The sequence below is a fragment of the Mesorhizobium sp. M0159 genome, from assembly GCF_040322295.1.
GTDB lineage: Bacteria > Pseudomonadota > Alphaproteobacteria > Rhizobiales > Rhizobiaceae > Mesorhizobium.
In genome coordinates, this window is sequence record NZ_JAMYTF010000029.1 from 1 (window position 1) to 20,554 (window position 20,554).

The following is a 20,554-nucleotide window of genomic DNA, read 5'->3' on the forward strand; positions in this document are numbered from 1 at the left end:
CACCTTTTTCTTTTTTGGTGTATGTGGTTCTGTTTTGTTTTTGGGTGGTGTTTTTTTGGTCTCTAGTCGGTTTCATTTTAAAATTTAGGGGGGGGGGGCCCGTGGGCTCCTGCGGGCCCCCCTTCGTGTATCGGAACGCCCAGTGTTTCGGGGCGCACCGAAACGCGTCACACGCACGATGACGAGGACCAGATGACGGTGAAGCCCCTCTACCGACGTGTCTTGCTGAAAGCGTCGGGCGAAGCGTTGATGGGCGAGCAGCATTTCGGCATCGACGTATCGGTGGTCGACCGCATCGCCGCCGACATCGCCGAGGCCCGCGCATTGGGCATCGAAGTCGGTGTCGTCATAGGCGGCGGCAACATCTTCCGTGGCGTCGCGGTTGCGTCAAAAGGCGGAGACCGCGTCACCGGCGACCATATGGGCATGCTTGCCACGGTTATCAATTCGCTGGCGCTGCGCACCTCGCTCAACAAGATCGGCGTCGACGCCGTGGTGCTGTCGGCGATCGCCATGCCCGAGCTTTGCGAAAGTTTTTCGCAGCGTCAGGCGACCGCCTACATGAACCAGGGCAAGGTCGTCATCTTCGCCGGCGGCACCGGCAATCCGTTCTTCACCACCGATTCGGCTGCAGCCCTTCGCGCCGCCGAGATCGGCGCCGATGCTCTGTTCAAGGGCACCCAGGTCGATGGTGTCTATTCGGCTGATCCCAAGAAGGACCCGCATGCGACACGTTTCGAGCGGATCAGCCATGACGAAGTCATCAAACGCGGGCTTTCGATCATGGATACGGCGGCGATTGCACTTGCGCGCGAAAACAACATTCCGATAATCGTCTATTCGATCCACGAGAAGGGTGGCTTCGGCGATATCCTGAGGGGCGGTGGCCGTTGCACGGTTGTCGCAGACGATTGACCGGACCATGAACCCGAAAGGGACCGGTTGCGGATGAGGCTCGAACAGGGCCTAAGCAGTGAACCCGGGTTAACGGGTCGAGGAGACGATGATGAGTGGCGAGTACGACGATCTCAAACGGCGCATGGACGGGGCGATCGCCGCGTTCAAGCATGATCTGGCTTCGCTGCGCACCGGCCGCGCGTCGAGCAACCTGCTCGATGCCGTCCAGGTGCAGGCCTATGGCACCACCATGCCGATCAACCAGGTGGCAACAGTGTCGGTGCCGGAACCGCGCATGATTTCGGTTTCGGTCTGGGACAAGTCGATGGTCAGCGCAGTCGACCGCGCCATCCGTGAAGCCAATCTCGGCTTCAATCCTATCGTCGACGGTACCAATCTCAGGATTCCGCTGCCCGAGCTCAACGAACAGCGCCGCAAGGAGCTGGTCAAGATCTCGCACGGTTATGCCGAGAATGCCCGCGTCGCCGCACGCCACGTTCGCCGGGACGGCATGGACTTTCTGAAAAAGGCGGAAAAGGACGGCGACATCAGTGAGGACGACCACCGCAAACGGGCCGACCAGGTTCAGAAACTGACCGACGAGACAATCAGCACCATCGACCACCTGCTTTCCGACAAGGAAGCGGAAATCATGCAGGTCTAGGGTCTGGCCACGCCTGGCCCGGAAGCGAGAATATGGCAACGCCCGCGCATGTCGCGATCATCATGGACGGAAACGGACGCTGGGCCAAGGCGCGCGGCTTGCCGCGGCTGGCCGGTCACCGCGCCGGCGTCGAGGCGCTGCGCAAGACAGTGCGCGCCGCCCCCGGCCTCGGCATCTCCTTCCTGACCGTCTACGCTTTTTCGTCGGAAAACTGGTCACGGCCGAAATCCGAAGTCAGCGACCTCATGGGCCTGCTTAAGCTTTTCATCCGACGTGACCTCGCCGAGCTGCACCAGAGTGGGGTGCGGATCAGGGTCATCGGTGACAGGGCAGGGCTGCAGCCCGACATAAGGGGGCTGCTCGAGGAAGCCGAAACGCTCACTCTCGGCAACGAGGCGCTGACACTGGTCATTGCCTTCAATTACGGCGGGCGCGACGAGATCGTGCGCACCGCGCGCAAGCTCGCAGCGGCGGTGGCGCGCGGTGAGATCGAGAGCGAGGCGATCACGGCCGATTCCTTTGCCAGCTCGCTCGATACAGAGGGCATTCCGGACCCGGAACTGGTCATCCGCACCAGCGGCGAGCTTCGGCTGTCCAACTTCCTGTTATGGCAGGCCGCCTATAGCGAACTCGTTTTCCTGCCTTGCTACTGGCCCGACTTCAGTCGCGAGCACCTGTCCGATGCACTGCGCGATTTCGCCGGCCGCGAGCGCCGCTTCGGCGGACTTGCCGCCCAAGATGTCGCCTCAGGCTGAGGAATGAGCAACCTCCAACTCCGGGTCATTTCGGCCGTCGTGCTTGCCATCGTCACGCTTGCCCTGACCTGGCTCGGCGGACTGTCCTTCCGGTTGCTTTGCGCCGCCATGGCGGCGGTGATCTTCTACGAGTGGACGCGGATGAGCCGCCCCGTTGCCCCGGCAGGTGCTGGTGCTACGGCAGGTCTCGGCTTTCTGCCCGAGGCGCTGATCGTGGTCTTTATTGGTGCCCTCGTCGCCGGCCTGCCTGCGTCTTTGCTGCTGCCGCTCGTCGCGGCTCTGGTTGCTGTCACTGCCGTCGCTTCTTCCATGCGCAGGGCAGGACCGTGGGAAGCATCCGGCCTTGCCTATGCGGCCGTGTCCGGCTTGTCGCTGGCCTTCTTGCGTGACGGCGACCATTCAGGGCTGCTGGCCATTCTGTTCCTATTCGCCGTGGTTTGGGCGACCGATATCTTTGCCTATTTCGTCGGCCGCTCCATCGGTGGTCCAAGGCTGGCGCCGTCGATCTCGCCGGGCAAGACGCGGAGCGGGGCGCTCGGTGGGGTGGTCGGCGGCGTCGTGGCCGGGCTGCTTCTGGCCGCCGTAGCCGGAACGGGCAACCTCGTCGTGCTTGGCGTGGTCGCACTGGTGCTTTCGATTGTCGCGCAGGCCGGCGACCTGTTCGAATCATGGGTCAAGCGACGCCACGGCCGTAAAGATTCCGGCACGCTGATACCCGGCCATGGCGGCATCATGGATCGGGTAGATGGGCTTGTCGCGGCGGCTTTCGCCCTATACGTCATCGGCTGGATTTCCGCGACCGCCGACCATCCGGCACAGGGGCTGTTTCCGGTTTGAACGGCATCGTCGGTGGGCCGGCGCGGGGCTGCGTCATGGATTCGCCTGGATTGATGTCACAGTCGCGGCGTGATCTGTGCCGTGGATGAATTTGAGGGCATGAATTGAACGAGATTTTTCACGCGGTTTTCAGCACAGAGGGCTTTGTCCTCGGCACGCTGGTGCCTTTCCTGTTCGTGCTGACCGTGGTCGTTTTTGTCCACGAAATGGGCCATTACCTCGTCGGGCGTTGGTGCGGTATCGGCGCAAAAGCCTTTTCGATCGGTTTCGGCCCAGAGATCATCGGCTTCAACGATAGCCGCGGCACGCGCTGGAAGCTTTGCGCCATACCGCTCGGCGGCTACGTCAAGTTCGTCGGCGACATGAACGCGACGTCGAGCCAGCCCAGCTCGGAGGAGATCGAGGCGCTGAGCGACGAAGAACGCAAGGTTGCCTTCCACACGCAGCCGATCTGGAAGCGGGCGGCGACCGTCGTGGCGGGGCCGCTGTTCAACTTCCTGCTGACGATCGCCGTCTTTGCCGTGCTGTTTTCCGTCCATGGCCGGCCCGTGCTGGAGCCGATGGTGGCTGAGGTCACCGTCGGCAGTCCGGCCGCCGCGGCCGGCATCATGCCCGGCGACCGATTCGTCAGCGTCGACGGCAGCAAGGTCGAGACCTTTGCCGACGTCCAGCGTCTGGTCTCTGGCCGCGCCGGCGACAGCATCACCTTCGTCATGTTACGCGCCGGCAAGGAAATCACCGTCACGGCGACGCCGCGCTTGATGGAACAACAAGACGCACTGGGCAACAAGGTCCAGGTGGCCGTGATCGGCGTCGTCAACAACAAGGAACTCGGCCAGCCACGGCTGATCACCTATAGTCCGGCCGGGGCGGTCGGGGCAGCGGTCCAGGAAACCGGACACGTCATCCAGCGTACCGGCCAGTTCCTGCAACGTTTCGTTGTCGGTCGCGAGGACAAGTGCCAGCTGGGCGGCCCCATCAAGATCGCCAAGATGTCGGGTCAGGCGGCAAAGCTCGGCTTTGAATGGCTCGTGCAGCTTGTTGCATTCCTGTCAGTCGGGATAGGGATTCTCAACCTTTTGCCGATTCCCCCCCTCGACGGAGGGCATCTTCTGTTCTACGGCGTGGAGGCTGTCATCCGGCGGCCGGTGTCCGAACGCATGATGGAAATGGCTTACCGAAGCGGCCTCATATTGGTGCTCGGGTTCATGGGCTTTGTTTTCTGGAACGATCTGTTTGGGTGCTGAAATCATGAAGGAATTTGGCTTCGGCACGAGCAATGTTGAGACGCCGTTTACCATGCGTGGGGATATGCGTGACGCGAAAGCCACGCCTCAGGGTTAAGTAAATACAAATTAACCAGAAGCCTTGCGTGTAGGGAAAATCCGGTTAATACGGTAGGGGAAATTACCGCACGTCCGGTTTTCTCGCCGTGGGGACTTCGAGAAAAGGTACAAAAGCCCGATGAAGGCAGCATCCAAGTTTCTGAGCGCCGCGTCCGCGGTGGCTATGTCCGCCGCTCTGGTTGTACCAGGCGCGCTCGCAGTGCAGTTCGTTGCCACATCGGCCGCCGAGGCGGCTGTCGTCTCCAGAGTCGAAGTCACCGGCAATCAGCGTGTCGACGCGGACACCATCCGCAATTACGTGGCGATCAAGCCCGGCAAGGCGTTTTCCAGTTCGGATATCGACGATGCGGTCAAGGCGCTGTTTGGCACTGGGCTGTTTTCGGATGTGCAGATCAACCAGGTCGGATCGACGCTGGTCATCAAGGTGTCCGAATACCAGGTCGTCAACCAGGTGCTGTTCCAGGGCAACAAGAAGCTCAAGGACAACGCGCTTGAGGCCGCGGTGCAATTGAAGCCGCGCGGCACCTTCTCGCAACAGCAGCTCGATGCCGATGTCGAGGCGGTCAAGGCCGCATACCGGCGTATCGGCCGCGACGATGCCGCCGTGACCACCCAGATCATGGATCTCGGCGACAACCGGGTAAACGTGGTCTTCAACATCAACGAAGGCGGCCGCACCCAGATCGCAGCGATCAATTTCGTCGGCAACAGCGCCTATTCGAGCCGCCGTCTGTCGGACATCATCTCCACCAAGCGTTCGTCCTTCCTGTCGTTCGTGCTGCGCGACGATGTTTATGACGAGGACAAGCTGCGCGCCGACCAGGAGCTGCTGCGCCGCTTCTATTATAATCACGGCTATGCCGACTTCCAGGTCGTCTCGGCTGTCGGCGAACTCGACGACACAACCAACAAATACACCGTCACCATCACGGTGCAGGAGGGCGAGCGTTATACGTTCGGGGATGTCAGCGTCGAAAGCACGATCCCCGAGGTCGACGCCAAGTCGCTTGAATCGGTGGTCGAGACCCACAAGGGCGATGTCTACAACGCCAAGAACGTCGAGGACACGATCATCGCCTTGACCGAAAAGGTCGCTGGATCCGGCTATGCCTTCGCCCAGGTGACGCCGCGCGGCGACCGCAACTTCGAGAACCACACGATCTCGGTCGTCTATACGGTCGATCAGGGGACCAAGGCCTATATCGAGCGCATCGAGATTCGCGGCAACGATCGGACGCGCGACTACGTCATTCGCCGCGAGTTCGATGTCAGCGAAGGCGATGCTTTCAATCAGGTGCTCATCCAGCGCGCGAAGAGGCGGCTGGAAGCGCTCGATTATTTTGAAAAAGTCGAAATTTCCACCGTTCCGGGTTCTGAGCCGGACCAGGTTGTGCTGGTGGTCGATGTGGTCGAGAAATCGACCGGTGAGTTCACGGTCGGCGCCGGTTATTCGAGCGGCGGTGAAACGTCAGGTCCGTCCGTCGAAGGTTCCGTCAGTGAGCGCAACTTCCTCGGTCGCGGCCAATTCATCAAGGTGGCGGCGGGCGGTGGCAAGAACTCGCGCGACTACAGCTTCTCTTTCACCGAACCCTATTTCCTCGGCCGCCGGATCGCGGCCGGCTTCGACATCTACAAGCAGAGCCGAAACTACGACCATTACGACAGCGACACGACAGGCGCGACCGTCCGCTTCGGTCTGCCGATCACCGACAACATCTCAACGCAGCTGGCTTATAATATTGCGCAAGAGAAGTACGAGTTCGACGAGGGCTGCGTTCCCGTTATCAATGGTGGCACCTGCGACGTCTCCCAGGCGATCGTAAACGGCGTTGAAGAGAGCCCATGGCTCAAGTCCTCGGTCAGCCTCGGCCTGATCTACAATACCATCGACGACATGAAGAACCCGCATGACGGTATTTATGCCAATGTCGGCACCGAAGTGGCCGGCGTCGGCGGCGATGCCAAGTTCATCAAGGTCACGGCGCGCGGCAGCATTTATCAGACGTTGTCCGAACAATTGGACCTGGTGGGCCTCGTTTCGGGCGGCGCTGGCCATGTCCAGGGATATGGCAACGGCGATCTGCGCGTCTTCGACCATTTCCAGAGCAGCGACCGTATGATCCGCGGTTTCGAATATGGCGGCATCGGCCCGGTTGCTTCGGACAACAGCAATGACCATCTCGGCGGCACTACCTACTTCAATGCCTCGGCGGAAGCTCAGTTCCCGCTGCCGGTCATCCCCGAAAGCTTCGGTTTGCGTGGCGCTGTGTTCGCCGATGCGGCAACGCTCTACGGCAGCAAAATCGCAAGTGGCCTTGTCAATTCTTCGACAACCGGCATGGAATGGCGCGCTTCCGTCGGTGTCGGTTTGATGTGGGCATCGCCTTTCGGCCCGATCCGCATCGACTATGCGATCCCGGTCAAGAAAGAAAAGACCGACGACGTGCAGGAATTCAACTTCGGCATATCGACCCGCTTCTGATGTAGCGGGCAATGATGCTTCCGGCTCGTTTGGATCCGGATGGCAGTGATCCGACACTACAGCGCAGCGCGTCCTATCGGACGCGCAAAGGACGTTGTAGCACTTTGATTTGCGCATGATCCTTTCCGAGGGTCGATTTCCGATTTTCGGGGTCATGCGCTAGCTGGATATTGCTTCTGGAATGACCGATCCGGTGTTCTTCGCGCCCTCACGCCGGTATACGGCCGGCGAAGTCGCGAATCTGACCGGTTCGACGCTTGTTGATTCCGGTCTCTCCGATGTATCGATCGAGGCTCTGGCACCCGCCAACGAAGGCGGCGAGAACGCCCTTGTCTTCGTCGATGGCAGGCGCAATTTCGCCCTGATGCAGTCACTGCGGGCGGCGGCGGTTCTCTGCCCTGCCGAATTTGCCGGCAAGGCGCCGGCGGGCATCGCGGTGCTGGTGCATCCGCGCCCGCAGCAGGCCTTCGCAATGGTCGGGCGTCTGCTTTTTCCGGCGGCTGCAACGCCTGGACCGATGACCGGCGAAACCGGTATCTCGCCGCACGCCCATATCGATGCGACCGCCCATGTCGAGGCCGGTGCGATCATCGAAGCGGGTGCGATCATCGGACCTCGCGCTGCCATCGGCAGCGGGACCGTCATTGCCCCGCATGCGGTCGTCGGTCCGTCCTCGCAGATTGGCCGCGACGGCTATGTCGGTCCAGGTGCCAGCGTGCAATATGCGTTGATTGGCAATCGCGTCATCATCCATGGCGGTGCCAGGATCGGCCAGGATGGCTTCGGTTTCGTGGCCGGCTCCAAGGGTCCGGAGCGGGTTCCGCAGATTGGCCGCGTCATCATCCAGGACGACGTCGAGATCGGGTCGAATACGACCGTCGATCGCGGCGCCATGTCCGACACGATCATCGGCCAGGGCACCAAGATCGACAATCTGGTGCAGATCGCGCACAACGTTCGCATCGGCCGCAATTGCATAATAGCCGGGCTTTCGGGTATTTCCGGTTCCGTGACGGTAGGCGACAACGTCACCATGGGTGGCGGTGTCGGCCTTGCGGATCATTTGACCATCGGGTCCGGGGCCAAGCTTGCGGCAAGAAGCGGGTTTATGAGCAATGTGCCTGCCGGTGAGATTTGGGGAGGATATCCGGCGCAGCCGATGGCGGAAGCCATGCGCGAGATAGCGGCCTTGCGCAGACTTGCACGGACGCGCAAACAGGGTGAGGGGGGAAATGGCTGACATCGCAGCGGCGACGCTCGAAGCGGTTGACATAATGCGGCTGATGAAGCTCCTGCCGCACCGCTATCCGTTCTTGATGATCGACCGTATTGTCGACATAGATGGCGACGAATCCGCCATCGGCATCAAGAACGTCACCATAAACGAGCCGCATTTCCAAGGTCATTTCCCCGACCAGCCGGTCATGCCCGGCGTGCTGATCATCGAGGCGATGGCGCAGACGGCCGGCGCCATCTGCATCCGCAGCCTTGGTACGGAAAAGCCGTCGCTGGTTTATTTCCTGACCATCGACAATGCCAAGTTCCGCAAGCCGGTCGTTCCAGGCGACCAGCTGAAAATTCATGTGAAGAAAATCAAGAAACGCGGCAATCTTCTCAAATTCGCTTGCGAGGCCCTCGTCGATGGCGCCAAGGCGGCGGAAGCCGAGATCTCGGCGATGATGGTCGCAAGCGGCTGACAAACGAATGCTAATGAAAATCCAGACAGTCATCCATCCATCGTCGGTCATCGAGGCAGGCGCCCAAATCGGCGAAGGCGCCCGCATCGGGCCCTTCTGTCACGTCGGCCCCGACGCCGTGATCGGCGACCGCGTCGAACTGGTCAGCCATGTCTCGGTGATTGGCGCGACCACCATCGGTGCATCGACCAAGGTCTATCCGATGGCGATACTGGGCGGGGCGCCGCAGAACACCAAGCACAAGGGCGGCCGTACCACGCTAGTGATCGGCGAGAACTGCACGATCCGCGAAGGTGTCACCATGCATGTCGGCACCGATTCCAGCCGCGGCGAGACGACGATCGGCGACAACGGCAATTTCCTTGCCTATGCCCATATTGCCCATGACTGCGTGGTCGGCAAGAACGCCACCTTCGCCAATCAAGCGACGTTAGGCGGGCATTGCGAAGTCGGTGACAATGTCTACATCGGCGGCCTTACCGCGGTTCATCAGTTTGTCCGCATCGGCGATAACGCCTTTCTCGGCGGTTGCTCGGCGATCGTCGGCGACGTCATTCCTTACGCCATCGCCGTTGGCAACCGTGCCAGCCTTCGCGGCCTCAACATCATTGGCCTGAAGCGCGCCGGCCTGCCGCGTTCGGAGATCCACTTGCTGCGCAAAGCCTACAAGACGATCTTCGATCGCTCCCGGACCGTCGGCGAGAACATCGAATTCGCCAAGGCGGAATTCGCCTCGTCGCCGACTGCCATGAAGATCGTCGACTTCATCGCCGGTCGCGGCAAGCGGCACTACGCCGTGCCGTCGCTCAAGGGTAGCGACGGCGACGATACCGATGATGAAGACTGAGGGCAGATGACGAAGATTGAGGCTGCCGGAAAGGGCCTTGATCTCGCGCCAGATGCCAAGGTCGGCATCATCGCCGGCGGCGGCAGTCTCCCGGTCGAAATTGCCCGAGCGCTCGCCCGGCAAGGCAAATTGCCCTTCGTCGTGATGGCGGCCGGCGAGGTCGATCGCATAGCCGATTTCGAGCCCTATGAGCAGGCAACCTTGAGGCTGGAAGACGTCGGGTCGCTGCTGCCGATCCTTAAGCGGCATCACGTTACGCATCTCGTAACCGCGGGTCATATCACGCGCCGCCCCAGGCTGAGCGCCATGCGCCTCAATTTGGGCCTGCTCGCGTGGCTACCCAGCCTCTTCGTCGGTGTAACCCGGGGGGACGATACGGTTCTGAAACTGTTCGTGCGCAGGATCGAGCGCAGCGGCATCAAGGTCGTCGGCGCTGACGAGATCGTGCCGGAGCTGGTCGCCGCCGAAGGCCTGCTGACCAAGGCGGCGCCACGCAGATCCGACTGGCGCGACATCGAGGCGGCGCACGCGGCGGCAAAAGCCATCGGCGCGCTGGATATCGGCCAAGCGGCTGTTGCGGTCGGCGGCCGCGCCATTGCGTTGGAAGGCGTCGAAGGCACCGACGGGCTGCTCGAGCGGACAAGGGAGTTGCGCGGGCACGGCAGGCTGGCCGGCGGGAGCCGCGGTGTTCTGGTCAAATGCGCCAAGCCCGGTCAGGAACTGCGTGCCGATCTGCCCTCCATCGGCCCGCTGACCGTCGAGGCGGCGCATGCCGCCGGACTGGCCGGCATTGCCGTCGAAGCCGGTCGCTCGCTGGTGCTCGAAGGTCCCGCCACCATCGGACGTGCCAATGCGCTCGGCCTGTTCGTGATTGGCCTGCCTGCGGAGCCGGCGCATGGCGAATGAGCGGCCGTTGAAGATAGCCGTCGTCGCCGGCGAGGAGTCCGGCGACCTACTTGGCGCCGACCTTGTGCAGGCGCTCAAGCGCATGACCGGGCGCGAAGTTCGGCTTGTCGGCATCGGCGGCCGCCATTTGCAGGCGCTCGGCCTGGCGCCATTGTTCGACGGCAGCGAGATCGCACTGATGGGGCTTAGCGCCATCCTGCGCGACCTGCCGCGCCTGATGCGGCGGATCGGCCAGACGTCAAACGCGATTGCCGGTGAAAAGCCCGATTGCCTTATCACCATCGACAGTCCGGATTTCTCGCTGCGCGTCGCCAAGAAGGTGCGTGCCGCCGATCCGACTATCCCGATCGTCCACTATGTCTGCCCGAGCGTGTGGGCGTGGCGGCCGGGCAGGGCGGCGGCGATGAAGCCATATGTCGATCACATTCTTTGCATCCTGCCGTTCGAGGTGAAGGAACTCGCTCGCCTGGGCGGGCCGCCCGGCACCTATGTCGGGCATCGCCTTGCACACGATCCGGGCATAATCAGTGCCGCCAGGGCGCAGGCGCAGCCGCGTGACCTGTCCGCAGATCACGTCAAAACGTTGCTTGTACTGCCTGGTTCGCGTCGTGGTGAGGTGCGACGCATGGTCGGGCCGTTCGGCGAGACGGTGTCGATCCTGCGGGCGCGCGGGCACCGCTTGCGCCTGCTGTTGCCGACGGTGCCGCACGTCGCCGACCTGGTCAGGACCTCGGTCGCGAGCTGGGACGAGAAGCCGGAGATCATACTCGATGCCGAACGCAAATGGCAGGCCTTCGGCAAGGCCGATGCGGCGCTGATCGCATCGGGGACAGTATCGCTGGAACTGGCACTGGCGAGTGTGCCGATGATCTCCTGCTACCGGCTCGATCCGGTCATGCGCATGGCGCAGCCGCTGATCAAAGTATGGAGCGCAGCCTTGCCCAATCTCATTGCCGACCGGCCGGTTGTGCCGGAACACTACAATCAATATGTGCGGCCGCATTATCTGGCGCGGCAGTTGGAAGCGCTGTTCTCCGATACCGCCTACCGCACCTGGCAGAAGGACGGTTTTGCCGAAATCGCCAGGCGTATGGCAACCGACGAGCCGTCAGGCGAGATAGCCGCGGGTGTGGTGATGGGGATGGTGAGGAAGTGAGTGAATTGTGAATAGTGAATTGTGAATAGTGGTTTCTATGGACAGGGAGCGACGCTTCGCTACTCCCATTCACCATTCACCATTCACCATTCACCATTCACCATTCACCATTCACCACCTTCACCGCTTCGCGATTGGCACGTAGTCCCGTTCCGGCGCGCCGGTATAGAGCTGGCGCGGGCGACCGATCTTCTGGTGCGGGTCCTCGATCATCTCCTTCCACTGCGCGATCCAGCCGACGGTGCGGGCGACCGCGAACAGCACGGTGAACATGGTGGTGGGAAAGCCCAGCGCCTTCAGCGTGATGCCGGAATAGAAATCGACGTTCGGATAGAGCTTCTTCTCGATGAAATAGGAATCGGTCAGTGCGATCCTTTCCAGCTCCATGGCGATGTCGAGCAGTGGATCGTCCTTGATGCCGAGCTCGCCCAGGACCTCGTGCGCGGTCTTCTGCATGATCTTGGCGCGCGGATCGTAATTCTTGTAAACGCGGTGGCCAAATCCCATCAATCGGAACGGATCGTTCTTATCCTTGGCGCGCGCAATGAATTCCGGGATGTGATCGACATGACCGATCTCGCCCAGCATGTTCAGGGCTGCCTCGTTGGCGCCGCCATGTGCGGGACCCCACAGGCAGGCGATGCCGGCAGCGATACAGGCAAAAGGATTGGCGCCCGACGAGCCGGCCAGGCGGACGGTCGAAGTCGAGGCGTTCTGTTCGTGATCGGCGTGCAGGATGAAGATGCGCTCCATCGCGCGGGCCAGCACCGGATTGATCTTGTATTCCTCGCAAGGCACGGCGAAGCACATATGCAGGAAATTGGCTGCGAAATTCAGCTCGTTCTTCGGGTAAATGAATGGCTGGCCGATGTGGTATTTATAGGCCATCGCCGCGATCGTCGGCATCTTGGCGATCAGCCGCATTGACGCGACCATGCGTTGATAGGGGTCCGAGATATCGGTGGAATCGTGATAGAAGGCCGACAGCGCGCCGACCACGCCGCACATCACCGCCATCGGATGCGCATCACGGCGGAAGCCGGTGAAAAAGCGCGACATCTGCTCATGCACCATGGTGTGGCGCGTCACCCGGTAGTCGAAATCGTCCTTCTGCGCCTTGGTCGGGAGTTCACCATAGAGCAAGAGATAGCAGACTTCGAGGAAGTCGCCGTGCTCGGCCAATTGGTCGATCGGGTAGCCGCGGTGCAAAAGAATGCCGGCATCGCCATCGATGAAGGTGATTTCCGATTCGCAGCTCGCCGTCGACGTAAAACCGGGATCGTAGGTAAAGACGCCGGCGGTGTTGTAGAGCGAACCGATGTCGATGACGTCAGGTCCTACCGAACCACTTCGTATCTTGAATTCATGGATTTTGCCGCCGAGTTCCAGTTTGGCCGTCGATGCCTGGGTTTTGCCGCCAAATTCCATTTTTGTCGCAGGTTCGGTCATAGCAAACTCCTTTTTGTTTCCTCAGGCCGGCAAAGGCAAAATATCTGAACCCAACACGTCAAAAACATCGGAATACGCACATTTGCGCCCGCAATTAAATCTGCGCGGCAGATTAGGCCAAGACCCAATGTTGCACTGCGAAACACACCTTTCAATGCCAATCTTCTTGGGCCAGTTTGCTAATCGATTTGATCAGCGATCCGCGCCAGGCTTTCCTCGCGGCCAAGCACGGCCAGCACATCGAAGACACCTGGCGAGGTACTTTTGCCGGTGAGCGCGGCGCGCAAAGGTTGGGCCACGGCGCCGAGTTTATGGCTGGCGGCCTGCGCATAGTCGCGGATCGCGGCTTCGGCTGAGGCGGCAGACCACTCCGAAACCGTGGCTAGTGCCGCATGAGCGCCCCGCAGGATCGCGCGCGCCTCACCGCTGAGCAGCGCCGCCGCCTTCTCGTCGACCGGCAGCGGCCGCTCGACGAAAAGGAATGCAGCCCCTTCAACAAGTTCGACCAGCGTCTTGGCGCGCTCCTTCAGGCCCGGCAAAGCGGCAAGCAGTTGCGCCCTGCGTCTGTCGTCGAGGCGCGCCGCGATTGCCGGGCCGCCTTCAAGATAGGGCAGAGTGGCGATGAAGATGTCGAGCAGCGCCGCGTCGTTCATCCGGCGCATATGCACGCCGTTAAGCGCCTCGAGCTTGGCGAAGTCGAAACGGGCGGCGCCCTTGTTGACGTCGCCAATGTCGAACCATGCAATCATGTCGGCGATCGACATGATCTCATCGTCGCCGTGGCTCCAGCCAAGCCTCGCCAGATAGTTGAGCAGCGCCTCCGGCAGGTAGCCCATGGCGCGATAGGCTTCGACGCCAAGCGCACCGTGCCGCTTCGACAGCTTGGCGCCGTCGGCACCGTGGATCAGCGGGATATGCGACATCGACGGCACCTCCCAGCCCATGGCCTGATAGATTACGGTCTGGCGTGCGGCGTTGGTCAAATGATCGTCGCCGCGGATGATGTGGGTGATGCCCATGTCGTGATCGTCGACGACGACGGCATGCATGTAGGTGGGATTGCCGTCCGAGCGCAGAATAATGAAATCGTCGAGATCCTTGTTGGGAAAGCGCACGTCGCCCTGGACGCGGTCATGCACCACCGTCTCGCCGTCTGTCGGCGCCTTGATGCGGATCGCCCCCTTGGCGCCGGGCGGCGCCTCCGACGGGTCGCGGTCGCGCCAGCGTCCATCATAGCGGGGAGGCAGCCCCTTGGCCCGTGCGCTCTCGCGCATTGCCTCTAGCTCGGCAGGCGTCGCATAACAATAATAGGCCTTGCCCATACGAACGAGTTCCTCGGCCACCTCGCGATGGCGCGGCGCACGCTCGAACTGCGACACCGGCTCGCCGTCCCATGTCAGGCCAAGCCAGGAAAGCCCGTCGAGAATGGCCGCGCTTGCCGCATCGGTGGAGCGCTCGCGGTCGGTGTCCTCGATGCGCAGCAGCATCGTGCCGCCTGTGTGCTTGGCATACAGCCAGTTGAACAGCGCCGTGCGCGCGCCGCCAATGTGCAGATAGCCGGTGGGCGAGGGGGCAAAACGGGTGACGACCTTATCGGGCATGGAACTCTCAGGCGGGCGAAGGAAGTGGGTTTGCGGACTTTCGCGCGTTGCGCGTTCATGTAGCATAGGAGGTCGAGGGCGCAAGGGGCAGACCCGATGGCTGTGCGAGGCCGTGGTGCGGGCGAGGGCGAGGACGTTGGCAGCGGCGTCAGCGAACGCTTGCTGTTTGCCGCACCCCCGCCTGTCCTGCCGGCACCGGCATTGCTACCCGCTCCGCGCTTCGATGCTCCGTCGCTGCCGGCCAGCGACCCAGCAACGGTTCTCGTGCCCGCGGGCGAGCCCATCGTACGCCTGCCTAGGCGTTTCCGCCTCCCGTCACCGTCCCGTATCCGCAACAGCGTAACCTCGGCAGCCGGCCTGGAACTCGACCGCGGCATCGCCTTCCTGCTGGTGCCGGTGTTCCTCGCATGCGGGGTGGTCGTATATTTCGGGCTGTCGGTGGAGCCGGCCTTTCCACAGCCGATCGCAATCGCGCTCCTCGCGGCCCTTTGTGCCGTCGTCTCGCGGTCATGGCCCAGGACGCGCCTGTGCTTCATGGTGGCGCTGCTCTGCGCGCTTGGCGTACTTGCCGCCAAGTTCGAGACATGGCGTGTCGGAACGCATATGCTCGGCTCCGAAATCTCGACGCGGCTGACGGGTCGCGTCGTATCGTACGAGCCCATGGCGAGCGGCCGCATCAGGCTGACAATCGATGTGATCTCAACGGCCAGGCCGACACTGCGCTACATGCCGGAACGGGTCCGCGTTTCGGCGATGAAGATACCGGCTGAGCTGACCGCCGGTTCCGAGATCACCGGCTATGTGCGGCTGCTGCCGCCGACCGGCCCGGTGCGGCCCGACAGCTATGATTTCTCCTTCGACAGCTATTTCGCCGGTATCGGCGGCAGCGGCTTTTTTCTCGGCAATCCGAAAGTCGTGTCGTCGGGCAGCATGCCGCTTGCCGCGCAGCTTTCTTCCGCGATCGAAGACGCGCGCGAATCGATCGCCGACCATATCCGCAGCCGCATCGGCGGTGCCGAGGGCGAGATTGCTGCTGCGCTGATCGTCGGCGTGCGCGCCGGCATTCCCGAGGAGATCAACGAAGCGATGCGGCGCACCGGCATCTACCACATCATCTCCATCTCGGGGCTGCATATGGCGTTGGTCGCCGGCACCATCATGGCGCTGCTGCGGGGTGCCTTTGCGCTGTTTCCCGATTTCTCATCGCGACGGCCGGTCAAGAAATATGCCGCGGCCGCCGCGCTTTTTTCGATTGCGGCCTACCTCGTCTTTTCCGGCATTGTCGTTGCGGCCGAACGCAGCTTCATCATGCTGGCGGTGATGCTTATCGCCGTGCTGTTCGACCGGGCCGCGCTCACCATGCGCAACCTGGCGATCTCGGCCATCGCGGTCATCCTGGTGTCGCCGCACGAGGTGGTCGGTCCGAGTTTCCAGATGTCCTTCGCCGCGACGGCGGCCCTTGTCGGCGCCTATGCAGGCTGGTCCGATTACCGCGCCGGCAGGGCCACCACGCCGCCACCGCGGCGGTCGCCGCTACGCTTTGCCACTCGAAAGGTCCTGTTGGGCATGTGCGGTCTGGCGATGACCTCGATCATTGCAGGGAGCGCCACGGCGCTTTTCGCCATATGGCATTTCCAGCGCGTGGCGCCGCTCAGCCTGTTCGCCAATCTGGCCATCATGCCCATCGTCTCACTGGTCGTCATGCCCTTCGCCGTTCTCAGCGCGCTGGCGATGCCGTTCGGTGCGGATGGCCCTTTCCTCTATGTCATGGGCAAGGGGCTGACGGCGATGATCGCCCTGTCCGGGTGGATCTCGGAGCGCTCGCCGATCGATGCGGTCGGGCTGATTTCGCTGAGATCCGTCCTTCTGGTGACGATCGCCCTCGTCATTGCCAGCATGGCGACGACCTGGTTGCGGCTGGCGGCACTTCCTTTTGCGCTCGCCGGCTTGCTGACGACAACGCAGACACGCATACCCGACGTATTGGTCTCGGAGGACGCGCGGCTGGTCGCGCTGCCGATCGGCAGCGGTGAACTCGCGGTCAACCGGGCACGCCCGAATGAGTTCACCATCGACAACTGGAAACGCGCGCTCACATCAGAGGCCATCGTCGCGCCGGAAACGCCTGGAAAGAACGACCCGCAATTCGACATTGCCGATCCGGCCGACCTACCGCCGGGCATGCCGTTCATTTGCACGGACGGCCTCTGCCTTGCCATGCATCCATCCGGCGCGATCATCGCGCAAGCCAAGGACCGCGATACTGCGCGGCCAGCCTGCGCCTTTGCCAGCTTGATCGTCATCGACGACGCCACCGCCCATAACCCCTGCTACTACGACCGGCTGGTCCTCGTCGTCACCAAACGGCAACTGGCGCGCGCGGGAAGTGCCGCCGTCTATTTCGATCCACAAGCGGCAACACGCGCCGAGATCCGCTTCGCCGTCGAAAAATCATACCGGCCCTGGCACGTGCAGCGGAAATTTTCACGCGCGGCACGGGGCCTGCCGCCATACCGCAGGGCCGACAACCCCAAAGCCGGCGCCAAGGGCGGAGCTCAGTAGCGGCGGATCAGTCCGACGAGCTTGCCCTGCACCTTGACCCTGTCTGGTCCGAAGATGCGCGTCTCGTAGGCCGGATTGGCGGCTTCCAGGGCGATCGAGGCGCCCTTGCGGCGGAACCGCTTCAGCGTCGCTTCCTCCTCGTCGACCAGTGCCACCACGATCTCACCGGGGCTCGCCGTATCGGCATTGCGGATGATCACCGTGTCGCCGTCGAAAATGCCAGCCTCGATCATCGAATCGCCTTTGACCTCGAGCGCATAATGCTCGCCGCCCATGATCATATCCGGCGGCACCGAAATCGAATGCGTCTGGTGCTGGATGGCATCGATCGGCACACCGGCCGCGATGCGGCCCATTACCGGGATCGAAACGGCGGCGACGACATCGTCGTCATTGCCGGCTGCAGGGACACGCGACGATGTCGGCTTGCCCTGCCGAGGGGCGCCTTGCCCAAGGCTGCCCTGGATGACACTCGGCGAGAACTTGCGTGCCGCATTGAGGCCGGGGGCGATCGAGTCAGGCAGGCGTAGCACCTCCAGCGCACGGGCCCGGTTGGGCAAACGGCGAATGAAGCCGCGCTCCTCCAGCGCCGTAATCAGCCGGTGGATTCCGGATTTGGAAGCCAGATCGAGCGCTTCCTTCATCTCGTCGAATGAAGGCGGGATACCGCTTTCCTTCAACCTTTCGTGGATGAACATAAGCAGTTCGTGTTGTTTGCGTGTCAGCATAGCGACCCCCAACAGAATCAGAAAAACAAACCCAGAACAAACACTATCTGTTCCAGTTGTGTTCCGCAACTGTTTAAAGTTTAATGAATGCGTTAAGGCTCGGGAAACAAACGACGTCCCCTACCGGCGTACCGCATTTTCACCGCCGCGAGCCTCATCGCCTTGATTCTGCTTTCGTTTGCGCCCTTCTGGCCTCCTAGAAGGCGGCACTGGCATCGGCCGTCGGTCGGCAAAAGGCACGGAATTGAACCCGTATCGACTGTGCGGTTTGGTCAATGCACCGTGAACGAAACGAATTCAAAACGCCAACCTCGGGTTAAGTCCCGGTTTCCACCGCCTGGTCAGGCTGCTTCTCGCCGGTGGAGCCTTGCTGCGCGCAACCAGGTAATGGAAGAACAGTCGATGCGTGTCCGGCGTTGCGTTGGATCTTGGGGGAGCAGACAAATCATGACAGGAATTCCCGATCTCGTGGCCATAAAGGCGATGGATGCCGCGGATCCGTTGCGCGCGATGCGCGACCGCTTTGTGTTGCCGCAAGGAGTGATCTATCTCGACGGCAATTCGCTAGGAGCTGCTTCACGTGCCGCTTTCGATGAACTGCACAAGGCCGCGACCGAAGAATGGTCGCATGATCTCATCCGCGCATGGAACACGGCCGGCTGGTTCAACATGCCGCTTGAACTTGGCGACCAGCTCGGGCGCCTGATCGGTGCCGCGGCCGGCCAGACGGTGGTCTGCGACACGACATCGGTCAACATCTACAAGCTGCTGCACGCCGCCATGGCCATGCGACCGGAGCGGCAGGTCATCGTCGCCGAGGGCGATAGTTTTCCGACGGACCTCTACATGGCCGAGGGTGTGGTTTCGACGCGAAAAGATACGCTGCTGCGCCTCTCGGGGGTCGACGCGCCGACCATCGAAGAGCTGATCGACGAACGCACCGCCGTGGTGCTGGTCAACCACGTCAACTATAAGTCGGGCGAACTGCGCGACATGCCGGCGCTGACGCGCAGGGCTCAGGAAGCCGGGGCGATGATCGTCTGGGATCTCTGCCACACCGCCGGCGCGATGCCAGTCGAACTCGACAAGGCAAACGCCGATTTTGCCGTTGGCTGCACCTACAAATATCTGAATGGCGGCCCGGGCGCGCCTGCCTTCATCTATGCGGCTGAGCGGCATCTTTCCGACATCCAGCAGCCGCTCACCGGCTGGTGGGGCCATGCACGGCCCTTCGCCTTCGAGCCAGGCTATGCGGCCGGCACCGGCATCCGCCGGTTTCTGTGCGGCACGCAGCCGGTCCTGTCGATGCGCACGCTGAAGGGCGCGCTCGACATCTGGAACGATGTCGACATGACGGCGGTGCGCAAGAAGAGCATCGCACTGGCGGATCTGTTCATCGAGCTTGTCGAGGCAAAGTGCGGCACTTACGGGCTCACGCTCGAAAGCACGCGCGATGGGGAAAAACGCGGCAGCCAGATTTCATTCATGCATGAGCATGGCTACCAGGTCATGCGCGCGCTGATCGAACGTGGCGTGATCGGCGATTTTCGCGCGCCATCGACCATGCGCTTCGGCTTCACCCCGCTCTATGTCGGCTATGCCGATGTCTGGCAGGCCGTCGAAGTGCTTGAGGACATCCTGCGCACCGGTGCGTGGAAGGAAGCGCGCTTCGCCATCAAGGCGGCTGTCACTTGAGATTGATGCGAGAGCTGGAATCGTGAGGCTGGCGACGACGCGCCGCGCGATGCTCACGGCTACGTTGCAAGGCTATATTGCCAGGGAGGGCGCAGGGTGTTCGAACGTCACATTGCCGATTGGGACAACGCCTATGCCAACGGCGCCAACATAGCCGGCAGCGATCGCTGGCCGGCGGCCTGGATCGAGCCCGCGCGGGTTTTCCGCGACGTGCTTTCGACCGAGGGCAGGGCGCGGCTCGACATGGCCTATGGCGACAACCCACGCAACCGGCTCGATCTTTTCCTGCCGGCCATCAAGCCCAAGGGACTCGTGGTGTTCGTTCATGGCGGCTACTGGATGGCATTCGACAAGAGTTTCTGGTCGCATCTTGCCACTGGCCCTGTTGATCGCGGCTATGCGGTGGCGATGCCGTCCTACACGCTCTGTCCGCAGATACGCATTGGCGGCATCGTCAAGGAAGTCGGCGCGGCGATCGGCAAGGCGGCGGCGATGGTTCCAGGGCCGCTGATGCTGACCGGACACTCGGCCGGCGGCCATCTTGTTAGCCGGATGGTTACGGCGACGACGCCGCTGGCGCCCGAAGTGGTCCGGCGCGTTCGTCACGTGGTGTCGATCTCGGGGGTGCACGATTTGCGCCCGATCATGCGCACCGGCATGAACGAGACGCTGGCGATCGATGAGGCCGAGGCGCAGGCCGAAAGTCCGGTGCTGCTGCGCCCGATGGACAAGGCCCGCCTGACCTGCTGGGCCGGCGGCGGCGAGCGCGCCGAATTCCTGCGTCAGAGCGCGTTGCTGGCCAACATCTGGATCGGCCTGGGTACCGCGACCAGCTCGGTGGTCGAGCCTGACCGGCATCATTTCAACATCATCGACGGTTTGGCCGATCCAGACCATCCGCTGACCCGGACCTTGATTTCGGAGTGAGGCAG

Annotated in this window: 17 protein-coding genes; 14 read left to right on the forward strand and 3 right to left on the reverse strand. The window is 62.2% G+C overall.

Features of this window, described 5'->3' with window-relative positions; translation table 11 throughout:
* The first annotated feature begins 192 nt into the window (after positions 1 to 192).
* The 11 genes from pyrH (at position 193) to lpxB (ending at position 11,587) form a co-directional block, all read left to right on the forward strand.
* Entirely contained in the window at positions 193 to 915 is a 723-nt protein-coding gene (gene pyrH, locus NKJ32_RS23830) for a UMP kinase (RefSeq protein WP_023674934.1), read from the forward strand.
* 91 nt (positions 916 to 1,006) lie between these two features.
* Positions 1,007 to 1,561, forward strand: coding sequence for a ribosome recycling factor (gene frr, locus NKJ32_RS23835; RefSeq protein WP_084640965.1), 555 nt, complete (start codon positions 1,007 to 1,009; stop codon positions 1,559 to 1,561).
* Positions 1,562 to 1,593: 32 nt separating this feature from the next.
* Positions 1,594 to 2,316: an isoprenyl transferase gene (locus tag NKJ32_RS23840; protein WP_352448819.1), complete on the forward strand. Its 723-nt coding sequence runs from the start codon at positions 1,594 to 1,596 to the stop codon at positions 2,314 to 2,316.
* 3 nt (positions 2,317 to 2,319) lie between these two features.
* Positions 2,320 to 3,153 carry a phosphatidate cytidylyltransferase gene (locus tag NKJ32_RS23845; protein ID WP_352474281.1) on the forward strand — a complete coding sequence of 278 codons (834 nt, stop codon included), beginning with the start codon at positions 2,320 to 2,322 and terminating at the stop codon, positions 3,151 to 3,153.
* A gap of 104 nt (positions 3,154 to 3,257) precedes the next feature.
* Positions 3,258 to 4,400, forward strand: a complete 1,143-nt coding sequence (gene rseP, locus NKJ32_RS23850) for an RIP metalloprotease RseP (protein ID WP_023674938.1) — start codon at positions 3,258 to 3,260, stop codon at positions 4,398 to 4,400.
* Between the two features lie 217 nt (positions 4,401 to 4,617).
* Positions 4,618 to 6,981 (forward strand): outer membrane protein assembly factor BamA, encoded by a 2,364-nt coding sequence (gene bamA, locus NKJ32_RS23855; RefSeq protein WP_352568696.1) that lies wholly within the window; start codon positions 4,618 to 4,620, stop codon positions 6,979 to 6,981.
* 181 nt (positions 6,982 to 7,162) lie between these two features.
* Entirely contained in the window at positions 7,163 to 8,221 is a 1,059-nt protein-coding gene (gene lpxD, locus NKJ32_RS23860) for a UDP-3-O-(3-hydroxymyristoyl)glucosamine N-acyltransferase (RefSeq protein ID WP_352568695.1), read from the forward strand.
* Positions 8,214 to 8,678: a 3-hydroxyacyl-ACP dehydratase FabZ gene (fabZ, locus tag NKJ32_RS23865; RefSeq protein ID WP_023674942.1), complete on the forward strand. Its 465-nt coding sequence runs from the start codon at positions 8,214 to 8,216 to the stop codon at positions 8,676 to 8,678. The genes lpxD and fabZ overlap by 8 nt, the downstream gene beginning before the upstream one ends.
* Positions 8,679 to 8,691: 13 nt before the next feature.
* Positions 8,692 to 9,525 (forward strand): acyl-ACP--UDP-N-acetylglucosamine O-acyltransferase, encoded by an 834-nt coding sequence (lpxA, locus tag NKJ32_RS23870; protein ID WP_352829065.1) that lies wholly within the window; start codon positions 8,692 to 8,694, stop codon positions 9,523 to 9,525.
* Between the two features lie 6 nt (positions 9,526 to 9,531).
* Positions 9,532 to 10,431: an LpxI family protein gene (locus NKJ32_RS23875; protein ID WP_352568694.1), complete on the forward strand. Its 900-nt coding sequence runs from the start codon at positions 9,532 to 9,534 to the stop codon at positions 10,429 to 10,431.
* Positions 10,421 to 11,587, forward strand: coding sequence for a lipid-A-disaccharide synthase (lpxB, locus tag NKJ32_RS23880; RefSeq protein WP_352829067.1), 1,167 nt, complete (start codon positions 10,421 to 10,423; stop codon positions 11,585 to 11,587). The genes NKJ32_RS23875 and lpxB overlap by 11 nt, the downstream gene beginning before the upstream one ends.
* Positions 11,588 to 11,707: 120 nt before the next feature.
* Here the strand turns inward: lpxB and gltA are convergent, their stop codons facing one another.
* Entirely contained in the window at positions 11,708 to 13,036 is a 1,329-nt protein-coding gene (gltA, locus tag NKJ32_RS23885) for a citrate synthase (RefSeq protein WP_352568691.1), read from the reverse strand.
* Between the two features lie 179 nt (positions 13,037 to 13,215).
* Positions 13,216 to 14,637 (reverse strand): glutamate--tRNA ligase, encoded by a 1,422-nt coding sequence (gltX, locus tag NKJ32_RS23890; protein WP_352568690.1) that lies wholly within the window; start codon positions 14,635 to 14,637, stop codon positions 13,216 to 13,218.
* Positions 14,638 to 14,733: 96 nt separating this feature from the next.
* Between gltX and NKJ32_RS23895 the strand changes: the two genes are divergently transcribed.
* Positions 14,734 to 17,199, forward strand: coding sequence for a ComEC/Rec2 family competence protein (locus NKJ32_RS23895; protein WP_352646139.1), 2,466 nt, complete (start codon positions 14,734 to 14,736; stop codon positions 17,197 to 17,199).
* Here NKJ32_RS23895 and lexA read toward each other — a convergent pair.
* Positions 17,193 to 17,927 (reverse strand): transcriptional repressor LexA, encoded by a 735-nt coding sequence (gene lexA, locus NKJ32_RS23900; RefSeq protein WP_023674949.1) that lies wholly within the window; start codon positions 17,925 to 17,927, stop codon positions 17,193 to 17,195. The two genes, NKJ32_RS23895 and lexA, sit on opposite strands and share 7 nt — an antisense overlap.
* 447 nt (positions 17,928 to 18,374) lie before the next feature.
* On the opposite strand from lexA, the gene kynU reads away from it, so the two are divergent.
* Both kynU and NKJ32_RS23910 read left to right on the forward strand, forming a co-directional pair.
* Positions 18,375 to 19,622 (forward strand): kynureninase, encoded by a 1,248-nt coding sequence (kynU, locus tag NKJ32_RS23905; RefSeq protein ID WP_352568688.1) that lies wholly within the window; start codon positions 18,375 to 18,377, stop codon positions 19,620 to 19,622.
* 96 nt (positions 19,623 to 19,718) lie between these two features.
* Positions 19,719 to 20,549 carry a hormone-sensitive lipase gene (locus tag NKJ32_RS23910; RefSeq protein ID WP_352568687.1) on the forward strand — a complete coding sequence of 277 codons (831 nt, stop codon included), beginning with the start codon at positions 19,719 to 19,721 and terminating at the stop codon, positions 20,547 to 20,549.
* Positions 20,550 to 20,554 lie beyond the last annotated feature (5 nt).